16 protein-coding genes are annotated in these 19,802 nt (G+C 34.0%); 2 read left to right on the top strand and 14 right to left on the bottom strand.

From position 1 onward, the window contains the following. Positions 1-20: 20 nt before the first annotated feature. From AC1Q5Z_RS15090 to AC1Q5Z_RS15070, 5 genes are all read right to left on the bottom strand, one after another. A complete protein-coding gene (locus AC1Q5Z_RS15090) occupies positions 21-1,139 on the bottom strand; it encodes a putative glycoside hydrolase (RefSeq protein ID WP_492445677.1) in 1,119 nt (372 codons plus the stop codon). Further along, positions 1,114-2,181, bottom strand: a complete 1,068-nt coding sequence (locus tag AC1Q5Z_RS15085; protein ID WP_492445675.1) for a carbohydrate-binding family 9-like protein — start codon at positions 2,179-2,181, stop codon at positions 1,114-1,116. Before AC1Q5Z_RS15085 ends, AC1Q5Z_RS15090 begins: the two co-directional genes overlap by 26 nt. A gap of 7 nt (positions 2,182-2,188) precedes the next feature. After that, on the bottom strand, positions 2,189-3,154 hold the full coding sequence (locus AC1Q5Z_RS15080) for a glycoside hydrolase family 130 protein (protein ID WP_492445673.1): 966 nt from the start codon (positions 3,152-3,154) through the stop codon (positions 2,189-2,191). Between the two features lie 238 nt (positions 3,155-3,392). Next, positions 3,393-5,270 carry a sodium:solute symporter family protein gene (locus AC1Q5Z_RS15075; protein ID WP_492445671.1) on the bottom strand — a complete coding sequence of 626 codons (1,878 nt, stop codon included), beginning with the start codon at positions 5,268-5,270 and terminating at the stop codon, positions 3,393-3,395. 22 nt (positions 5,271-5,292) lie between these two features. Further along, positions 5,293-7,530, bottom strand: a complete 2,238-nt coding sequence (locus AC1Q5Z_RS15070; RefSeq protein ID WP_492445669.1) for a GH92 family glycosyl hydrolase — start codon at positions 7,528-7,530, stop codon at positions 5,293-5,295. A gap of 130 nt (positions 7,531-7,660) precedes the next feature. Here AC1Q5Z_RS15070 and AC1Q5Z_RS15065 point away from each other — a divergent pair, with 130 nt between their 5' ends. Together AC1Q5Z_RS15065 and AC1Q5Z_RS15060 are read left to right on the top strand one after the other, a co-directional pair. After that, a complete protein-coding gene (locus tag AC1Q5Z_RS15065; RefSeq protein WP_343583864.1) occupies positions 7,661-8,719 on the top strand; it encodes a sensor histidine kinase in 1,059 nt (352 codons plus the stop codon). Positions 8,720-8,789: 70 nt separating this feature from the next. Next, a complete protein-coding gene (locus AC1Q5Z_RS15060; protein WP_492445666.1) occupies positions 8,790-9,503 on the top strand; it encodes a LytR/AlgR family response regulator transcription factor in 714 nt (237 codons plus the stop codon). A 212-nt stretch (positions 9,504-9,715) separates the two neighbouring features. On the opposite strand, the gene nagB is transcribed toward AC1Q5Z_RS15060, so the two are convergent. The 9 genes from nagB to AC1Q5Z_RS15015 all read right to left on the bottom strand — a co-directional run bounded on the left by nagB (position 9,716) and on the right by AC1Q5Z_RS15015 (position 19,791). Next, positions 9,716-11,629 carry a glucosamine-6-phosphate deaminase gene (gene nagB, locus AC1Q5Z_RS15055; protein WP_198857350.1) on the bottom strand — a complete coding sequence of 638 codons (1,914 nt, stop codon included), beginning with the start codon at positions 11,627-11,629 and terminating at the stop codon, positions 9,716-9,718. Between the two features lie 226 nt (positions 11,630-11,855). Continuing rightward, positions 11,856-13,949, bottom strand: coding sequence for an alpha-L-fucosidase (locus AC1Q5Z_RS15050; protein ID WP_492445664.1), 2,094 nt, complete (start codon positions 13,947-13,949; stop codon positions 11,856-11,858). A gap of 294 nt (positions 13,950-14,243) precedes the next feature. Then, positions 14,244-16,256, bottom strand: a complete 2,013-nt coding sequence (locus tag AC1Q5Z_RS15045) for a M56 family metallopeptidase (protein ID WP_343583870.1) — start codon at positions 16,254-16,256, stop codon at positions 14,244-14,246. Next, a complete protein-coding gene (locus AC1Q5Z_RS15040) occupies positions 16,253-16,615 on the bottom strand; it encodes a BlaI/MecI/CopY family transcriptional regulator (protein ID WP_111376737.1) in 363 nt (120 codons plus the stop codon). The genes AC1Q5Z_RS15045 and AC1Q5Z_RS15040 overlap by 4 nt, the downstream gene beginning before the upstream one ends. Before the next feature lie 306 nt (positions 16,616-16,921). Then, positions 16,922-17,578: a Pr6Pr family membrane protein gene (locus tag AC1Q5Z_RS15035; RefSeq protein WP_492445662.1), complete on the bottom strand. Its 657-nt coding sequence runs from the start codon at positions 17,576-17,578 to the stop codon at positions 16,922-16,924. 48 nt (positions 17,579-17,626) lie between these two features. Next, complete coding sequence (locus AC1Q5Z_RS15030; protein WP_492445660.1) at positions 17,627-18,184, bottom strand: YdeI/OmpD-associated family protein; 558 nt, start codon at positions 18,182-18,184, stop codon at positions 17,627-17,629. Between the two features lie 26 nt (positions 18,185-18,210). Then, positions 18,211-18,528 carry a nucleoside triphosphate pyrophosphohydrolase family protein gene (locus AC1Q5Z_RS15025; RefSeq protein ID WP_198857356.1) on the bottom strand — a complete coding sequence of 106 codons (318 nt, stop codon included), beginning with the start codon at positions 18,526-18,528 and terminating at the stop codon, positions 18,211-18,213. A gap of 3 nt (positions 18,529-18,531) precedes the next feature. Continuing rightward, entirely contained in the window at positions 18,532-19,446 is a 915-nt protein-coding gene (locus tag AC1Q5Z_RS15020; protein WP_492445658.1) for a helix-turn-helix domain-containing protein, read from the bottom strand. Between the two features lie 39 nt (positions 19,447-19,485). Next, a complete protein-coding gene (locus AC1Q5Z_RS15015) occupies positions 19,486-19,791 on the bottom strand; it encodes a hypothetical protein (protein ID WP_343583882.1) in 306 nt (101 codons plus the stop codon). Between the last annotated feature and the right edge of the window lie 11 nt (positions 19,792-19,802).

The following is a 19,802-nucleotide window of genomic DNA, read 5'->3' as shown; positions in this document are numbered from 1 at the left end:
TTTAATCCCAGTAAAATCGACTACAAGGCCGATTTTACGGCTGCAATTGTTTTTAAATTACTATCCGATAAGGCATTTCCGTCAAAAAATGAAACTCCTGTTGCACCATTTTTCTTGGCCAGCAAAATCGCTTCTTTCAATTCTGCATCCGATTTTAATCCCGGAATATAAATTCCTGTATTTACTTTCGTTTGTTTTCCTTCTAAATCGGCTACACCTTGTTTGGTTGCGTAACCAACCCAGTCAATTTCTTCATCATAAAAACTATGATAAATCATTGGATATACTTCGTCAATATTCCATTTGTCCCAACGCTGGCGCACCATGTGATCTGCCATTTCCGGATAAGGAAATACTGCTGCCGTTAATTTTTTATTGTATTTGTGTGCGATTTTATACGCATCATCAACTACCGCTTTTACTGCATTTAATCTGAAGTTTTTCCACTCCATATCAATTGAAGTGTTGTGGCTATTTTTCGGATTTTTATGATGTTCTTTTTCGAATTTACTTACACAGGCATCACAATAACAGAAATCAAATTGTGGTAATTCTACATCCTGAACTAAGTTGTATTTTGGTAATAAACTAATTGGCAAGAAAATATCTGGGAAACGAATGTAATCTAAATGCACACTTTCGATTCCTTCTACTTTTGCTAAACCTTCAACCAAACCTAAAACGTGATTTCTGGATTCTTCTTTAGTTGGGCAAAGCCATTGGTAATAATCTACATAAGGACGGTTATCAAAACAAGATTTTCCTTCTTTACTTACTTGATACCAATCCGGATGTTGTAATGCAACTGAATCATTCGGGCGGTTCATTGCCATAATCCAAGCATGCACTTTTAGTCCTTCTTTTTTTGCAAGCGGAACTAATCTTGCTAATAGTTTCGGATCGGTTTGAGTGTTAATTAAAATTTCATCGATTCCGCCATCTTTGTATTTTTTGAATTCTTTTGAATAATCTGCATCCGATTTTTTAGCATCAGCAGTTGTCCAGACTCCAAAAGTGAATTTTCCGTTTTGCTGATCTTTATTTTCTTTTTGTCCGCAAGAGAATAAACTCAGCGAAAGCGCTAATACTAAAACTTTTGATAGTTTTTGCAGCTTATTCGTTCGTAATAATTTTACCATCTTCTTTAATTATTAAGGTTTTGTTTGAAAAAGGACTCTTTACCAAGATATTAAATCCTGATGAATGATTTTCTAAAACTGGTTTTAAAACTTTTCCATCAACAACTATATTTTTTTTACTGATACTTTGCAGTGATTTTGCCCATGATTTATTCTTTTCGAAATATCTTTTCTGAGCACGATACAAAGTATACAGCTCCCATTTTACTTTTTCTTCCTGCGGAATTGTAAATTCATCGTCGCTTTCTTTTGAAGAGAAGTATACATAAGCCCATTTTTCGGGCTCATGCATATTTATCACTCCCATAGGCGACCAAACCCAATTGTATTCTGGGAGAAATTTTCCTTCTGAATCTTTTTTACGTTCATATTTTCCGTCAACAATTGAATGCTGCCAATTCACTCTAGAAAAATTAACTTTCCAAAATTTATCTTTCGGAACAATATCATCAAAATAGGATGTTTTATAAACCGACCACGGAATGGCTATTTCTAATGTCCAGCCTTTATCAATATCGGAAGCATTATTCAACGTTCCGTCAATCTTTACAGCCGATTTTAATCCTGTAATATTCCAGTCGTTTAAAACCGTGTTTTTTTCTCGGTATGGTTTATTGATGAATAAATCCCAAGCCGTGTTTAAGGCGTTAATTTCCAATTCATAATAATTGTGCGTATCGTTATCTGGATCGATAAAAACCTCAAAATCATTATTATAAAAAATAATAGTGTCACGCTGTCTTAGATTTGCCCAAACGTGAGGCTCCTCTATTTTTGCCAGAATATAGTAGTAATTATCGTCCCAGAGCATCTTAACCTGAGTCTTGTATTTTGGAGTTTCAACACCTTCTATGTCGACAAAAGGAGTTGTCCAAGATGCTTTTTCCCAAGCTTTATCTGCTTCATCGCCATCAATAACAATTTCTTTTGAAGTCTTATACGCAATATAACTTTTTGGTGTAACCTCCTTTTCAGATTGCGAATAACCCATCAATCCAACAAAAAAAACGGCAAGGGACAATAATTTACTTCTACTATGCATCTTTATATTATAAACTATTTTCTTTTGTAAACTGAATTACTTCACTTAATTTTCCGAAAGCGATTGCTACGTGCGTATCTGCAGCCCCGTAATAAACTGCTAATTTATCTTCTTCTATATCGTGTAAAGCTGCACAAGGGAAAACTACGTTTGGAACATCTCCAACCATTTCATACGTTTCTGCTGGTCCTAATAAATAAGGCTGCGTTCTGTATTTTACTTGATCAGGCGAATCAACATCTAAAAGCGCTGAACCCATTGCATAACGGAAACCGTTGCAAGTATTAATAACTCCGTGGTAGATCATTAACCAACCTTCTTCAGTTAAAATCGGAATTGGTCCTGCACCCACTTTTGTACATTGCCAAGCGCTTTGCTCAAACGGACTTGGTTTCATTACCAATCTGTGTTCTCCCCAATATTTCATGTCTGGGCTATAGCTGATCCAAATATCTCCGAAAGGCGTGTGTCCGTTATCACTTGGACGGCTCAACATCGCGTATTTTCCATTGATTTTTTGTGGGAATAAAACACCGTTTCTGTTGAATGGTAAAAAGGCATTTTCACATTGGAAAAATTCTTTAAAATCGAAAGTGTAACCAATACCAATTGTTGGTCCGTTGTAACCATTACACCAAGTAATCCAATAACGGTCTTCGATCCAAACCACGCGTGGATCGTATTTATAAGCAGATTCAATCATTTCTGTATTTCCAGATTTCATCTCAATTGGTTCATGGTTAATGTCCCAATTGATACCATCTTTACTGAAACCAGCAAAAATATTCATCTGAACCGCTTTGTTATCACATCTGAAAACCCCAGCATATCCGTCTCCAAAAGGTACAACTGCACTATTGAATATACTGTTTGATGAAGGAATCGAATATCTGTCGATAATTGGATTCTCAGAATATCTCCACATTACATCTTTACTGTTTTCGGGTCTGTCTTGCCAAGGAATAGTACTCATTTTTTGTTCTTTTATTTATTAGTTTTTTATTCTTTTATTCTTTTGTTTGTGACTGTTGTTTTGAACTGTCACAAACAGTTTTGTCATTTCGACGAAGGAGAAATCTCCACGAGTAACTCTACAAAGATTGGCAACTTACGAGATGGAGCTTCTTGCGAAGATTTCTCCTTCGTCGAAATGACAAACTGTATGTAAAACTTTGTCAAAGTTTGAAACTTTGACAAAGTTGCTACACGTATTATTCTTCTATCTTACGAACTCTATCCAACCAAGTAAACTTTAACACAGTAGTCGTCACTAAGAAAACCACCAAAGCAACTCCAGCTTTCGGATAATCTCTGATAATGAAATAAATTGGAAGCAGAATCATGCTTGACTGCCATACAATTCCAATTACACAATTCATCATATCTAGATAGAAATCATTATTTTTTTGGAAAGATTGGTCTTCTGCTTTTAATTGCTTGTAAACTGGATTCCAGAATCCCCATGGTCTAACGTTTTTATAAAAAGATTTCAGCACTTCTATATCGGTTGGTTTACTTAGATAAGTTCCTAAAAGACAACCTAATATTGACATTCCGAAAATTAATGGGAACAAGTAAATTGATGGCACTTGCGAAAGATCATGCAAGAATGTTCCCTCTGCTAAATTTCCTTTGTTTTGATCTAAAACGAATTGAAGAGAAGCTGCTATTAATCCGCCGACCATTCCCCAGAAATACCCCCATCCGTTAAAACGCCACCAAATCCATTTCAGAAAGTTGGCCGCAACATATCCTCCATACAAAGCACTTGTAATCCAAAGTGTTAGTGAGTTGATAGAGTCTGCGAAGAATCCCATGAAAACTCCAAGACCAACAACCAAGAAAGAAGAAATCTGACTTACTTTAATATAGTGTTTGTTTGAAGCAACAGGTTTGAAATACTTTTTATAAATATCATTTACAATATACGCTGGGCCTGCATTTACGAAGGCTGAGAATCCAGACATGAAAGCGGCTAATAATCCTGCTAAAAGAATTCCTTTAATTCCAACTGGGATATAAAGATTCACCACTTTTGGCATCAATAATTCTAAATCTGCTCCTGTTAGATTAACGTTTGCGTTTAATTCTGGAGCTAAATTTACTAAGGCAATAACTACAATTCCTGTGATTAATAAATACCTCGGAATGAATAAAATCAAGTTGGTAAAACCACTCATGTAAGCCGCTTCTTTTACAGATTTTGTAGAAAGAACACGCTGTAAATCATAACTTGGAGTTGGTCCTGCAACACTCGCGAAAAATCCTTTGAATAAAGTCATTCCAATGAAAGCGCCGAACATTTTGTAACCTTCAGTATCAATTAATCTGTTGAAAGTTTCGAATTTATCGCTCCATTGCGTTTCAAATTCCCATCCAAAGAAAACATTTTTCCATTCTGGCGTAATAACCGAATTGATTTGAATATCTGTATAATTGATGAATGCATAACCCGCGATTAAAACTCCGGCAACAATCATAATAATATATTGCACTACTTCTGTCGCAACTACAGAAAACATTCCACCTTTAACGGTATAAATTGTAGTTAAGAAAATGATTAACAATGCATAAGCTTGTTCTGAAGTCAAGAAAACAGAACCATTCATGTGAACTGTTAAATCCCAAGGAAGAATGATGGTTACAAATTTTCCGATTCCAACAAAGAAATAAGCAATGAAACCAATTGTAGAAATAATAGCAAAAATAGCTACAATAATATGCGATGCTTTTCCAGCTTTGTCGCTTCCAAAACGAGTTAAAATCCATTCAGATCCCGTCATTACTTTTGATCTTCTAATCCAGACTGCGAGAAACATCATGACAAAAATCTGATTCCAGATTGGCCAAAGCCACATAAACATGAAACTTTTTACGCCATATAAAAATAAAACTCCAATCATCCAGGAAGTTCCTGAAACATCAAACATTCCTGAGCCATTGCTCAATCCTAAGAAATACCATTTGATTGATTTCCCACCAAGGAAATAATCATCAAGTCCCTTTGATGCTTTTCTTGAAATCCAGATTCCGATACCGACCGAGAGTACGATATAGATTAAAATGATTGATACGTCAATAATGTTCATTAAATTATTTATTTTGAATTAGTTAGTTTAGACCCCAATTTTGGTTTGGCTGTGCTCCCATTACAAAATGAAGTACACCGCCTTTTTGCATTTCTCGGTGAGAAATGGCTGTTTTATTAAATGTTTTTCCGTTTAAAGTAGCTGATTGGATATAGAAATTTTTGTCTGAAACATTTTCTGCCTCAATTACAAAAGTTTTTCCGTTTGGAAGATTTAAAGTCGATTTCTCAAAAATTGGACTTCCAATTTCGTATTCTCCCGAAGCTGGATTCATAGGATATAATCCCATTGAGCTAAATACATACCAAGCCGACATTTGACCGCAATCTTCGTTTCCGCTCAAACCATTCGCTGTGGTATTATATTGTGTGTCCAAAATATGACGAACCCAATATTGCGTTCTCCAAGGCTGACCTGCATGGTTGAACATATAAGCAATGTGGTGGCTTGGTTCGTTTCCGTGTGCATATTGTCCGATCAAACCAGAAATATCTGCTGAAACATTGTTTCCTGTAATTTCAGAACTCTCTGTGAATAACTGTTCTAAACGTTTTGTGAAAGTGTCATTTCCTCCGTGAAGTTTAATGAATTCATCTACATTATGAGGCACAAACCAGCTGTGTTGCCAAGCATTTCCTTCAGTATAATCTGTATGTTCCCTGTGATTAGAGTGTTTTGGATCGAAAGGCTCGTTCCATGATTTCCCATCTTCGGATTTTCCTCTCATGAAACCAGATTTGGCATCAAATAAATATTCGTAAGCTTTTGAACGTTTGGAGAAAAACTCATAATCAGCTGTTTTTCCTAAAGCTTTTGCCATTTGAGCAACGCACCAATCATCATAAGCATATTCTAAAGTAATCGTAACTGATTCGTCTAATAAATTATAAGGAATGTAACCGTATTTTTTGTAGAGATTCAATCCGCGCTCGTCCTGCATCATTGTTGCTTTCATTGCTTCAAAAGCCTTTTCAGCATCAAAACCTTTAATGCCTTTTAAATAAGCATCAACAATAACCGGAATCGAATGATATCCTGTCATTGTGTTGGTTTCATTTGCATATAAAGTCCAAACCGGAAGTATCTTTTTGGTTTCGTAGTACGCTAACATCGAATTCACCATATCTGAAACCCTATTCGGATCCAAAATAGTTAGCAATGGATTTTCAGCTCTAAACGTGTCCCAAAGAGATAAGGTGGAATACGCTGTGTAATTTTTTGAAGTTACAATTTTATCATCCTCCGTTCTAAATTGTCCGTTTTTATCACTGTACGTTACTGGAGCAACTTGAGCATGGTATAAAGCCGTATAGAAAATAGTTTTTAAAGAATCGACTGGAGTTTCAACTGTGATTTTGCTTAAAGCTTTGTTCCAAACTGCAGAAGCGTCTGTTTTTACTTTCTCAAATTCTTTGTTCTCTTCTAGATTATCTTTCGCATTAGCGATACTTACAGAAGAAAGCGCCACTTTTACGCCTAATTCTTTAGAGTTTTTAGGATCGAAAAATAATTGAAGAGCAGTATTTTCGCCTTCAGCGCTTTTCGCAGAAACTACTTTTTTATCTGCGGTAATAATAGATTCAATAATTGGCTTAGAAAATTTTGCTACAAAAAATACTTTCTGATTTTTTGCCCAACCTGTACTATAACGGTAACCGCTAATAGTATTTGCATCTTCAACTGTAATAGCTGTTTTTGTTGCTTTGTCCCAATTAATAGCAAAACCTAAATCGACAACAACAGATTGTGTGTTGTTATTATTATAGGTATACTTATGGTATGCGGTTCTTTGTGTAGAAGTTAATTCTACATTGATTTTAGGATCTTCAAGAAAAACTTGGTAATAACCCGGTATTGCTTTTTCGTTAACATGATTATATTTTGATTTATACGGTAAGAAATCGCGTGAAGCGGCTTTGGCGGTTAAGTCTAACTTTTTGTCTGTCGGCATAAATAAAATATCTGCCAAATCACCGATTCCTGTCCCGCTTAAATGTAAATGACTAAATCCAGAAACTATGGAGTCAGAATAATGATAGCCCGAACACCAGTCCCAACTAGAAATTCCATTATCTGGACTCACTTGAAGCATCCCAAACGGAACTGTTGCACCAGGATATGTATGTCCGTGGCCTCCAGTACCTATAAAAGGATCAACATAATTTGTTGCAAAACTTTGCGGATGTTTATTTTTATCTACATTTATTTTGCAACTTGCAGTAAAAATTACCGTCAGAGAAAGCAGCGTAATTTTCCTCATATCAAAACAATATTAATTTAACTTTAAATTTATACAAATTCAACTTTTACCAAAATATTTTTAGACGGACGACATTTAAACAGCTCTAAACATCAAAAAATAGTAACAAACGACATTCTTTTCTACGATTATGATTTTCAACTCCAACAAACCTTATAGTTTACCTATACGTTATCATGTTTACTTTTGGCTGACGTATTTTGTGTTTAATACATTCCGATGGGGAAGCTATTTTAACGATTACGTTTACTCTTTAAAAACTACTTTACTCGGATTTCCTATTCACATGGCATTATGTTATCTGAATATTTTGGTTTTAATGCCCTATTTGGTTTACCGTAAAAAATACTTCCTATATATAGTAACCGTATTGTCCGCTATTTTTATAATGGTGGTTTTAAAATTTAACCTCACTTATTTGCTGATTACACACAATGTCTGGCCAGAAGGTCCACAGACCATCAACACGCTTACGCTCAATTACACGATAGACATGATGATGGGAGAATTGTATGTAATGACATTTGTTACAGCAATTAAAATTACTTTGGATTTCTTAAAAGAGCAAAGACGTGTTACCGATTTAGAAAAATCTCAACTAGAAACCGAATTATTGTTTTTAAAATCGCAGATTTCTCCGCATTTCTTCTTTAATACCTTAAATAATATTTATTCGCTTTCGGTAGAAAAATCAAACAAAACACCAAAGATCGTTTTAAAACTTTCTGAATTGATGAGATACATGCTTTATGAAACAAAAGGCAAAAAGCAGACTTTAGAAAATGAAATTATGTGCATTCAGAATTATCTGGATTTGGAAAGAATTAGAAATGGAGAACGCCTTGAAGTTAACATGTATATCTCTGGAGATATTCATGATAAAGAAATCTCACCGGTATTGCTTTTGACTTTTGTCGAAAACGCTTTTAAACACGGAGTAAACAAAAACACTGGTAATGTTGTAATTGACATTAACTTTAAAGTAAAAGGAGATTATTTATATTTCACAATTTCAAACCCAATGCCCGAATTTACCGTACATAAAGATAATTTTAACAAGTCAAGTGGTATAGGTATTGAAAACGTAAAGAAAAGACTCGAATTAGGATATAATAAAAGTGACTATAAGCTTTCATTTAAAAATAAAAAGAATATTTTTGTCGTTAAACTAGTTATAAAAGTTACTTGACCCCGCCTTTTATAAGTTTAGAAAACTATACCTACAAAAAATCACATACCGGCCAAAAATAACAGTACAAATGAAAATAAAGTGTTTAATTATCGATGATGAGCCATTGGCAATAAACGTTATTAAAAATTATATTGAACAGATTGAAGATTTAGAATTAGTAAATACTTTTAGTAATTCTATTGAAGGATTAAATTTCTTAAAAAACAATACTATAGATGTAATTTTTCTAGACATTAACATGCCTGTTTTGGATGGTATTAATTTTATTAAAAGTTTAGAAAACCCTCCTTTACTTATTATCACAAGTGCTTACGATCAGTTTGCAATTGAAACGTATGAGCTTGATGTTTTAGATTATTTGGTAAAACCAATTGAGTTTCCGAGACTAATGAAAGCGGTAAACAAGATCAACAAACGCCTTAATAATACCACTAAAACACCACAGGAAAATAGTAAAGAGAATCCTTTTATTTTCGTGAAAATCGACAAGAAAAAAATGAAAAAGATTTTCTTGAATGAGATTTTGGTTATCGAAAGTTTAAAAGATTATTTAAAAATCAGTACAACTTCTGGTAAATTCATAATTCACAGTACTTTATCAGATTTTACAGGATTACTTCCAGAAAGAGATTTTATCAGAATACATCGATCCTACACCATTGCAATTGACAAAATTGATGCTGTTGAAGGAAATAGCATCGAAATCGAAGGACTTCGTTACGTTATAGGAAGATCTTATATTGATGAAGTAAAACAGAAAATTTTAAGTTCTTCTATTTAGTAAAAAGTTATAAGTAAGAAGTTAGATGTAAAATATCTAACTTTTTTTATGCTCATTTGTCAACTCACATTTCACATTTTACAGATCACATTTTACCAGACCATATAAAAAATGAAAATGCGGCCAACCACGACCGCATTTTCTCTCAATTATAGGTAACTAACCAAAATAAACCATGAAATAGTCTATTATCTTTATTGCTGCAAAAGCACTTAGAAATGATAACGCTTAAACGCCTCGATAGCCGAGTAATCTGCTAATCCTAAGCTGTGATATTTTTCTGCAGTCAATCTGTTTCTGTCTTCAACTCGCACCCAAAACTCCCTGCTGTCATCACCTTGAAACATAACGCCGTCTTTTTGAGACTGATGATAAAAAATAGCATGTCGTTTCTTTAAAACTTGGTCAGGACTCATTGGTACTGCCATGTCAATTTGGTACGATTCCCATTCATGCCAAGCGCCTCTGTAAAGCCAAACCCAACAATCGTCCATAAAGCTGTTATGTTTTAATCTTTTTAAAGCTTCAAACAAACTGTCTAAACACACTTTATGAGTTCCGTGCGGATCTGCCAAATCTCCAGCAGCATAAATTTGATGCGGTTTTATTCTTTCTATAATATCACACATAATGTTGATATCTGCATCCGAAAGATTATTCTTTTTAACCGTTCCTGTTTCGTAAAACGGAAGATCTAAAAAGTTTACGTTAGAATCTGGCAAACCAATGTAACGTGTTGCTCCAAAAGATTCGCTTCTTCTTATTAATCCTTTTAGCTTTCTAACTTCTAGTGAATCGATTTCATTTCCTGTTCTGTTCTGAAGAAAGTCAATTATTTTGTCCGACATTCTAGAATCTGGATGTAATGCTTTTGAAATTTCAGCAAACTTCAAAGCTTCAACATCTGAAACTGCAATATTTCCAGAAGTCTGATAAGCTACATGAACTTCATGACCTTGCTCTACCAAACGGTCAAAAGTTCCTCCCATAGAAATCACATCATCGTCTGGGTGCGGGCTGAAAATGATAATTCTTTTTCTCTCCGGCGTGGAACGCTCCGGTCTATAAGTATCATCTGCATTGGGTTTTCCGCCCGGCCATCCAGTGATGGTTTGCTGCATTTTATTAAACATTTTAATGTTCAAATCGTATGCAGTTCCTTCTTCCGTCAAAAGACTCGACATACCGTTGTCGTTATAATCTTTATCCGTCAGTTTCAGGAAAGGTTTCTTCGTTAACTCACTTAACCAAGCCACCGCTTTTAATTTTAATTCATCTGTCCAAACACAAGACTTAACCAGCCAAGGCGTTTTAACTCTTGTCAATTCAGACGAAGCTTCTGTATCTAGAACAAATGTTGTGTTGTTATGCTCTTGCAAATACGTAGCTGGAACGTGCGAAGAAACTTCTCCTTCGATTGTGTTTTTTATAATTCCTGCTTTACTGATTCCCCAGCCAAGTAAAACGATTCTTTTTGCGTTTCTAACGGTTCCAATTCCCATTGTAATGGCTTTTCTAGGAACATTATCTATTCCTAAAAAAGAAGAAGCCGCATCAACTCTCGTGATATGATCCAGAGTAATGCTTCTAGTTCCCGAATTTACGTGCGAACCAGGTTCATTAAACCCAATATGCCCCGTTCTACCAATTCCTAAAAGCTGAAAATCTAAACCTCCATAAGAGATAATTTTCATCTCGTAATCAATGCAATATTGCTGTAATTCTTCGGCGCTCACCTGTCCATCAGGAATATTGATATTCTCAGAAGGAATGTTTACGTGATTGAACAAATGTTCGTGCATAAAATGATAATAGCTCTGAATATCATTTTTATCCATCGGATAATATTCATCTAAATTGAAAGTCACAACGTTCTCAAAACTCAGACCTTCTTCTTTATGCATTCTAACTAATTCTTCATAAACCTTAATTGGCGAAGAACCCGTAGCCAAACCTAAAACACAAGGCTCGTTTAGCTCATTTTTTCTCTGAATTAAATTGGCAATTTCCTGCGCTACCAATAAAGAAGCTTCTTGCGACGATTCGAAAATAACATTGTGAATTTTCTCAAAACGTGTTTCTTCAAATTTTCCTGCTTCTCTAAAACCAATATCTTCTTTAATCATTTGCCTTGCCATTTAATTACTAAGATAAAAGTAGAATTATATTATCCGCTTGTACTAAAAATTCGACTAATAACGGCTAAGCTTCGGCAAAAGACAAAATAGGACAGTTTCAAAAAAGCAACTCCTTTTTTAAAAAGCTTCGGAGAAGCTTAATATTTATAGAAATAATCTACAATTACAATATCGGCTCTTTTTAAAACAACTTTGTTTTCCCAAAAAAGGACTTTTATTCCACAACACCTATTTCGGCTATCGAAACTGTTTGTGTTTTCCCAACAGCTGCTGTGGCAACAAATCTTAAAAATCTAGCTTTTACCGCAGTAAAATTCTTAAACTGTTCAATTGGATTATGTTTAATATTGGAGAATTCTCCCTCAGATTGTTTCGTCCAAGTAATATTATCTTCGCTCGTATAGAATTCGTAATTCGAAATCAAATTCAAATTATTTCCAACTTGCTGTGGCGTATAAGTAAAGCCATTTATCGTATGCAATTCTCCCATATCAATAATGACTACCTGCGGCAATTTATTTTCATTGTTTCCAAAAGCCCAATCGGTATTCGCATCGCCATCAATAATTCGTTCAACCGATTTATTGTCTCCGCTTGAAATAGAAATCACTCTCCATTTCTCTTTAGAAACACCATATTTAGCTGTTTTTACCGCGCTATTAATTTTCTCTTTTGTATTTCTCGAAATAGCTTTTATTTCTACTGCTTTATTATATACGAATGGTGCTTTGTATAAAGTACTTTTTTCTGAAGGATTTTTTCCGTCAAGCGAATAATAAACTGCATTTCCTTCTTCCGATTTAATCGTAACCAAACCATTTTTATCACGAAGAATTTGAGGTTCTTTTACAAAAGTTGGCGCATTGTAAGCTTCAATTGCACTAATTACAAATCCAGCTTTTGCATCAAGAATATTCACTCTAAGTGCCGAAGCCGTAACTCGATCTAAACGCAGGATTCTTTTGTAGCCTATGGTAGTTTCATTGGCGATTGTTTTCCATTGTCCATCTACTTTTACTTCAATAGAAAATGCTTTTATGCGCTGTCCCAGTTTAATATATTCTTGAAGCAAAACTCTATTGATTGCAGTTGGCTTTTTAAGCGTAAATTCAACTGTAGCTTGTTTCACTTTATCGTCAGTTGCCCAATACGTATTTTTATTTCCGTCAATAACATTCTGCGGACCAAAATTAGAATCGTTTGCACGAATATTTGAAGCTTGAACCTGAGTTCCTGCCAATAGTTCTTTTTTGAAATCGGCTTTAATTGTGGCAACCAACTCTTTCAATCTTGCTTCGTCATTTTCATGAACTAAACCACGCGTATCAACTGGAAGATTTAATAATAAAGTCGCATTTCTTCCAATCGATTCATAATAAATATCGACCATTTCGTCAAGCGAACGCACTTTATCGTCTTCAACTGAATGATAAAACCATCCTGGTCTAATGGAAACATCGGCTTCGCCAGGAACCCATTTTTCTCCATCTTCATGCCCAGACATAAACTCAGAGTAATGTACTTTTCCAGCCAATTCATCTTTCTGACGAAGTAACGACCAATTCGTTTTTCCTGCGCGTCCTTCTTCATTTCCAATCCATCTTGCTTCAGATGGTCCAACTCCCCAAACTAGCGTTTTTGGCGCGATATCGTAAATTAGCTTATACGTTTCATCCCAATTATAATAAGTCAAAGAATTGATTTTTCTAGTTTCATTTGCACCTCCATAATAACCGTCTCCGCCATTTGCTCCGTCAAACCACATTTCGAAAACATCTCCATAATTTGTCAATAATTCTTTTAACTGATTTCTGAAATAGGTAATATATTCAGGTTTCCCGTATTGCGGATGATTTCTATCCCAAGGCGAAAGGTATAATCCCAATTTTAAATCGTATTCTTTACAAGCTGCGGCCAATTCTTTAACCAAATCTCCTTTTCCGTTTTCCCAAGGTGAATTCTTAACTGAACGTTCTGTATAAGCCGATGGCCATAAACAGAAACCGTCATGATGTTTGGCAACCAAAATAATTCCCTTCATTCCCGCCTCTTTTACCACGCGCGCCCATTGTCGAACATCTAATTGCGATGGATTAAAAAGTTCTGGTGATTCGTCTCCATAACCCCATTCTTTATTCGTGAAAGTATTTAATGAAAAATGTACAAAAGCATAAAATTCCATTTCCTGCCAATCGATTTGTTTCTGTGTCGGAAGCGGTCCAAAAGGCTTTGGAGCATTAGTCAATTCCTGACTTGAAACACTAGAAATTACACCAAAAAGACATAAGGAAAGAAATATTTTTTTCATTGCTGATTTGCTTTAGAATAGTCTATAAAGCATAAATGTAGTATAAATTGAAATCTCTCGAATAGAATTTCGACCAACAACATTTTTTACAGCATTTTGGTATGAAATGATTTTATTTAAATAATTCGTTTGGTATACTATTTTAAAACAACTGTTTTTTGAAGTTGTCTAAAAAATAAAGCCCAAATCTATAGATTTGGGCTTTAATAATATGTTTTGATTGTAGTCTTACAACTTGAAATATTTTATTTACAGAGAAAATGCATTGCTTTAACTATCAAAAGCAATATTAGCTTAGTTGCCAACAACCGCTTTTAAAGCTATATACTTTTCAATACCTTTAAAGTTATGTCCTTTTTCTCTCATAGCTTTAATGAAAGTTGGCGTTGCACCAACCGCTTTTGCACCCACAATATCATCTAAATCTAGATCTGAAAAACCCAGATCCTTATATTCCTTAATTAAATCTGCCGTGATATTTTGCGATTTTAAAGCTGCAAGATTTTCAGACGAAATGTTTTTATAACCTACTTTTTCGAATTGAGTAACATATTCTGGAGTTACATTTAAAGCTTTTAAAGCAATTAAGTCGTCGTTTGAAAGATCATTATAACCCATTTTCTTAAAAGAATCAATATAAGCTTTATCTATGTTTAAAGTTTTGAAAGCAACAATATTGTCCTCATCTTCTTCTCCACTTTCATTCTTTTTTGTTTTTGCCGAAGAACGGTAATCATTAATATACTTTCCGTCAATATTTTGAGATTTTAAAGTGATCAGATTTTCTGGCGAAACATTTTTATAACCCGATTTAATAATATCTTCAATAAAAGCTTTATCAATGTTTAAGGATTTAAAAGGAATCAGCGTTTCAATATCTATATTTCCAATTCCAGCATCTTTAATAGAATCAATGTAATCTTCACTTACGTTTAAAGCCGCCAACGGAATTACTTGTTCTTTGTCTACATTTTTATACCCTTTTTTATGCAGCATTTTTACATACGACGTTTTTATATTTACAGCAAAGAAAACCATAAGATCTGTATCATCTGCCAATGTAATCCCTTGTGCAGCCATTTCTTTGGCGAAATTTTTATTGCCAACAAACTTATACGTTCCCTTTCCACTATTTCCTTCAAATTTTCCGGTAAAGTTCATTGTTCCAGCTTCACGCGTTAGAGAAAATGTTCCTTGTTTATCTCTTGATAATCCGCTAAACTCGCTAATATAATAAGTATGAGTAGAATGACTATTCTCGTCGTTTTTAAATTCCATTTCTACCGTATTGCCTTTGATTGTGGCAAACCAGTTTCCTTCGGTTTGATCACCCTTTTGAGTGTTTGGATTCGCTTTAGTTTCTTCGTTTTTAAGATTCGAACTTAGCGTCTGACTTTGCGCTGCCGGTTGATTAAAAAGGCAGGCAAACAATACCAATAATGGTAAAAGGAAAAAATATTTCCATGTTGTGTTTACGTTTGATTTTTTTGAATTCATCATAATGATTCGTTTTTTGAGTAATGATTGATTATAGTTAGTTGTAAGACTCAAAGGAAATTGTGGCGCCGCTACTTTAAGCAGGCTAAATTGATAACTTTCTTTTTCTACACTACCTTGCTGTAGCATTTCGTTATCAGTCAAAAATTCAAGATTGCTTTCTAATGCTTTTCGCCATTGCCAAGCAAAAGGATTAAACCACTGAAAAACAAGTACGATTTCTGCAAGCAAAAGATCAATAGTATGTTTTTGCTCAATATGAATTTTTTCATGCAGCAAAATCTGATTGTACGTTTCCCATTCGTATTTTTCAGGATTTATAAAAATATTATTAGCAAAAGAACAAGGTGCTTTATCACCTGTTATTTCGACAATTCTAAATTTTCCATCCCTAATAATCTCTGATGTGTACGCTCTGTAAAATAATATAACAGCTTGCATCAAAAAATTAAGCGCAAAAACAATGACACCAAACCAATACAAATACACTATCCACTGTAGGACCAAAGCCATATTAAATTGTTGCTTTGTTTCATTTACTAAAACTTCATTTACAGGAAGTGGTTTTAGCTCAGCAGTTGATTGTTTTGTCACTGTTTTTTTTATGGAAGGAATAACTGCAGTTTCTTTCTGTTTTTGAAGGGAGAATTGCTGCGGAATCGGAAGCAACGGCAAAGTAAAAGCTACTAGCATGCACGCAAGCAAAACAAATCTATTCAAATTATAAAAAGTTTCTTTCTGCAAAAGCAGCTTATAAAACATAAGACAAGCAAAAAGAATAAGCGCTGTGTATAGAATATATGGTATCATATCGAATCTTTTTTTATCATGTTTACGATTTCGTCCAATTCTTTTTCGGTTAATTTTTGCTCTTTAGCAAAAAAGGCAAGCATACGTGGATACGAATTATCAAAATACTGACTCACAACATCTTTTAGCGCAAATTGTTGATATTCTTCTCTTTGAATTACCGGAAAAAAGCAATGCATATTCCCTATTGTTTCCCGATTTAGAAATCCTTTTTCTTCTAATATTTTGACAATCGTCGCAACACTATTATAATGTGGTTTCGGATCTGGCAACAATGGAATAATATCTCTGATGAAGGCTTTGTTTAAATCCCAAAAAACCTGCATAATCTGTTCTTCTCGTTTGGCTAATTTTATCATAGTGGAAATTCTTTTGACAAATATAACTACTAATTAATTAGTAGCAAAACTAATTAATTAATATTTATACTAATTAATTAGTCAGACCAGTAATTACGGAATATTCAGGCAATGAATTTTTACCTTTAATAACTTAAAGAACAATTAATTACAACCTTAAAGTAAAGTTTAGATACAAAAATCAATATATTTTTGATCTATTAAATTAATGCCATCGGAAGTTTGTAGAAAAATTTCAGAAGAAAGAAGTAAAGAAGAAAGTTCCTTTTTTTGTCAATTCCTGACTAGTAGATTGAATATTTTATTTTAGTTTTCGAAGCTAATCTTCTTAGTCCTAATTTTTGAAATCGAAATCAAAATCACAGACAAAACGACAAAAGAAATTAAAACGAAAACTCCGTTTATGAGTGCTGTTTGCAATCCGAGCTTAGTAACATCAATAAAAGGATAAGGATAAAAGCTAGAAATAAAACCGTGGATTATGGTATAAATCATGTAAATAATCGGGTAAACCAACCAAAACCAAATGGTTTTAAAAGAGATCTTTTCTGGACTTACAAAAAACAGCCAGAAAAAGAAAAATAAAACTGGTATAACAGTATGGAAAATTTCGCTTACAATGCGATGGTGTCCTTGCAAATCTAAAATTGGGCGAAGAAGTACATTAAAAACAATTCCGACAATCAGTATATAAACTGTAATCGCCGTAATAGTAGTACACTTTCGGAAAAAAGCATTTGCCTTACTTTTGCCGCCAAATAATAACAAAGCACTGCAAATAAAAACGATCGTATTGGTTGTAATGGTAAAGAAACTAAAAAATCGGACCGCTGCACTGAAAAAAGTAAATTCAGGATTTTTTAACAGCAAATAAAACTGTACAGGCAAGCCGTATAATTCTAGGGCAAAAATAATACCCAGCAAAATCTCCCCTTTTATTTTTGTGGTATTTTCTTTTTCCATATTTAGTTAAAACTCAGATTACTAAAATAAGGATTTTATTCGAGATATTTACAGCACTCTTTTCTGTTTTTCACTTTCAGTAATCGTTTTTTCTAGTCTTGAGAGTTGCGTTTTCTCTTGCTTGGCACTCATAATCCAATGAATCATTACTTTTTTATACGAAGGCGCTTGCTTTTCAAAAAATTCCCAAGCGGTTTTATTGTTTTTAAATTGTTTTTCATACAATTCTAAAAGCGGAACTGGATCTTTTTCATGCGAATAAATCTTAGACTTATTTTCGGTTCTAAAACTAAATGCTTTCAAACCAGCATCAGTCATTAATCCCGCTTTTGTCAAATCTTCTATCTTCTGAATATTAATTGCGCTCCAAATACTAGAAGGCTTTCTTGGAGTAAAACGAATCGTATAGCTTTCCGCATCAATAGATTTTCTAACACCATCAATCCAGCCAAAACAAAGCGCTTGATCTACAGATTCTGACCAGCTTATAGAAGGCTTTTTACTCGTAACTTTATAAAAACCAACCAAAAGTTCTTTCTCTTTTTGATGGTTTTTCTCAAGCCATTTTCTAAATTCTAATTGATTTGGGAAGAAAGTTGGTGTCATCTATATCTATTTTATTTTTAATAACCTTATAATAATTTTTCTGTTTTAGCTAAGAAATCTTCTGTAACGGTTTCAATATTGATATTCATTCTTTCAGCTAAAACTGTAAGCCACCAAATTGATTCTCCAATTTTATGCTTCAATTCTTCTTCTGTATTTGCTTTTGGCCATCTGCCTTCATGCGACATAACATGGCGGCCAACCAAACCAGCATCGGTTAGAAAAGCCAACGCATCTTCTTCTATTGTCCATTCACTTCCATGATGCGCTACTTCTAGTTCATGATAACGCTTTCTTATCTGTGCAGAACGTTGTTTTAATTCTTCAAAATTTAATGATGCCATAATTTAGTTTTTAGTAAATAATTCTTTAAATGCAATTGGACTTACATTTGTCTTCTTTTTAAAAAGTTTATTGAACGACTGTGGATGCTCAAAACCTAATTTATAGGCAATTTCAGAGACTGAAAGAGTTCCTTTTGCAATATATTCTTTAGCCTTTTCAATTAATTTGTCATGAATAAACTGCTGAGTATTTTGTCCCGAAATACTGCGTAATAAATCGCTCAAATATCGGGGTGACAACTGCATTTCATTGGCTACAAATTGTACGGTTGGCAAACCGTTTTCTTCTGGTTTTTCGCTATTAAAATAATCTTCTAATAGTTCTTCCAGTTTAGAAAGCACATCATTATTAACCGCTTTTCTGGTTATAAACTGACGGTTGTAAAAACGATTGCTGTAATTAAGCAAAAGTTCTATCTGCGAAATAATAACATCCTGACTGAAACTGTCTATACGTTGATTCAATTCATCCTGAATGTTATTAAAAACGCCCAAAATAGTCTCTTTTTCTTTCTCAGAAAGATATAAAGCTTCGGCAGCAGAATAAGAGAAAAACCCATATTTTTTGATAGTGGCATTTAAGGAATAAGGACGAAAAAAATCAGGATGAATATTTAATGACATTCCGCTATAATCGGCTTCTTCATCCTGCATTTTCAGAACTTGTCCCGGAGACACAAACGACATTCCACCTTCTTCAAAATCATAGAAACCGTGTCCGTATCTCAGTTTTCCTGAAAAATTTGTTTTGAAAGATATTTTATAAAAATCCAAAACAATTCCGTTTTCAAAATCTTTGGGATCAAAAACCGCTTCACCATAATTCAGAATACTAATCAGCGGATGCACCGGTTTAGGCTGTCCCATAGCTTTATGCAATTCTGAAACAGACTGAAATATTCTGGGTTGATTTTTCATTTTTTATGAATTAAATTTTGACTTAAAATGCTCCGCTTTTTACAAATTTACAAAATGTTCAACCGGTGCAATATTCCAACTCACGGTGCTTTGATCAATCATATCGTGTACAGGAGAATCACTAAGTTCTGTCATTAATTTATGCATGGCATTAGTACCTTCTTCTACACTATCCCAAACAAGCATGTCATACACAAAATCTTTTTTTAATTCAAAAATTGTTCGGGAACGAAATCCTTTTTGGCGTTTCAAAAAAGCATCAATTTCAGTATTTGCTTCAATAAATTGTTTGGTTGTAAAACCTTTGAGTTTAAAGGTAGTCAATTCTATAGCTTGATTTTTCATCTAATTTGTAA

The organism is Flavobacterium sp. GW823-FHT06G12, assembly GCF_058794775.1.
The sequence above is the reverse complement of the archived record's forward strand: the minus strand, read 5'-3'. Positions and strand labels throughout refer to the sequence as shown.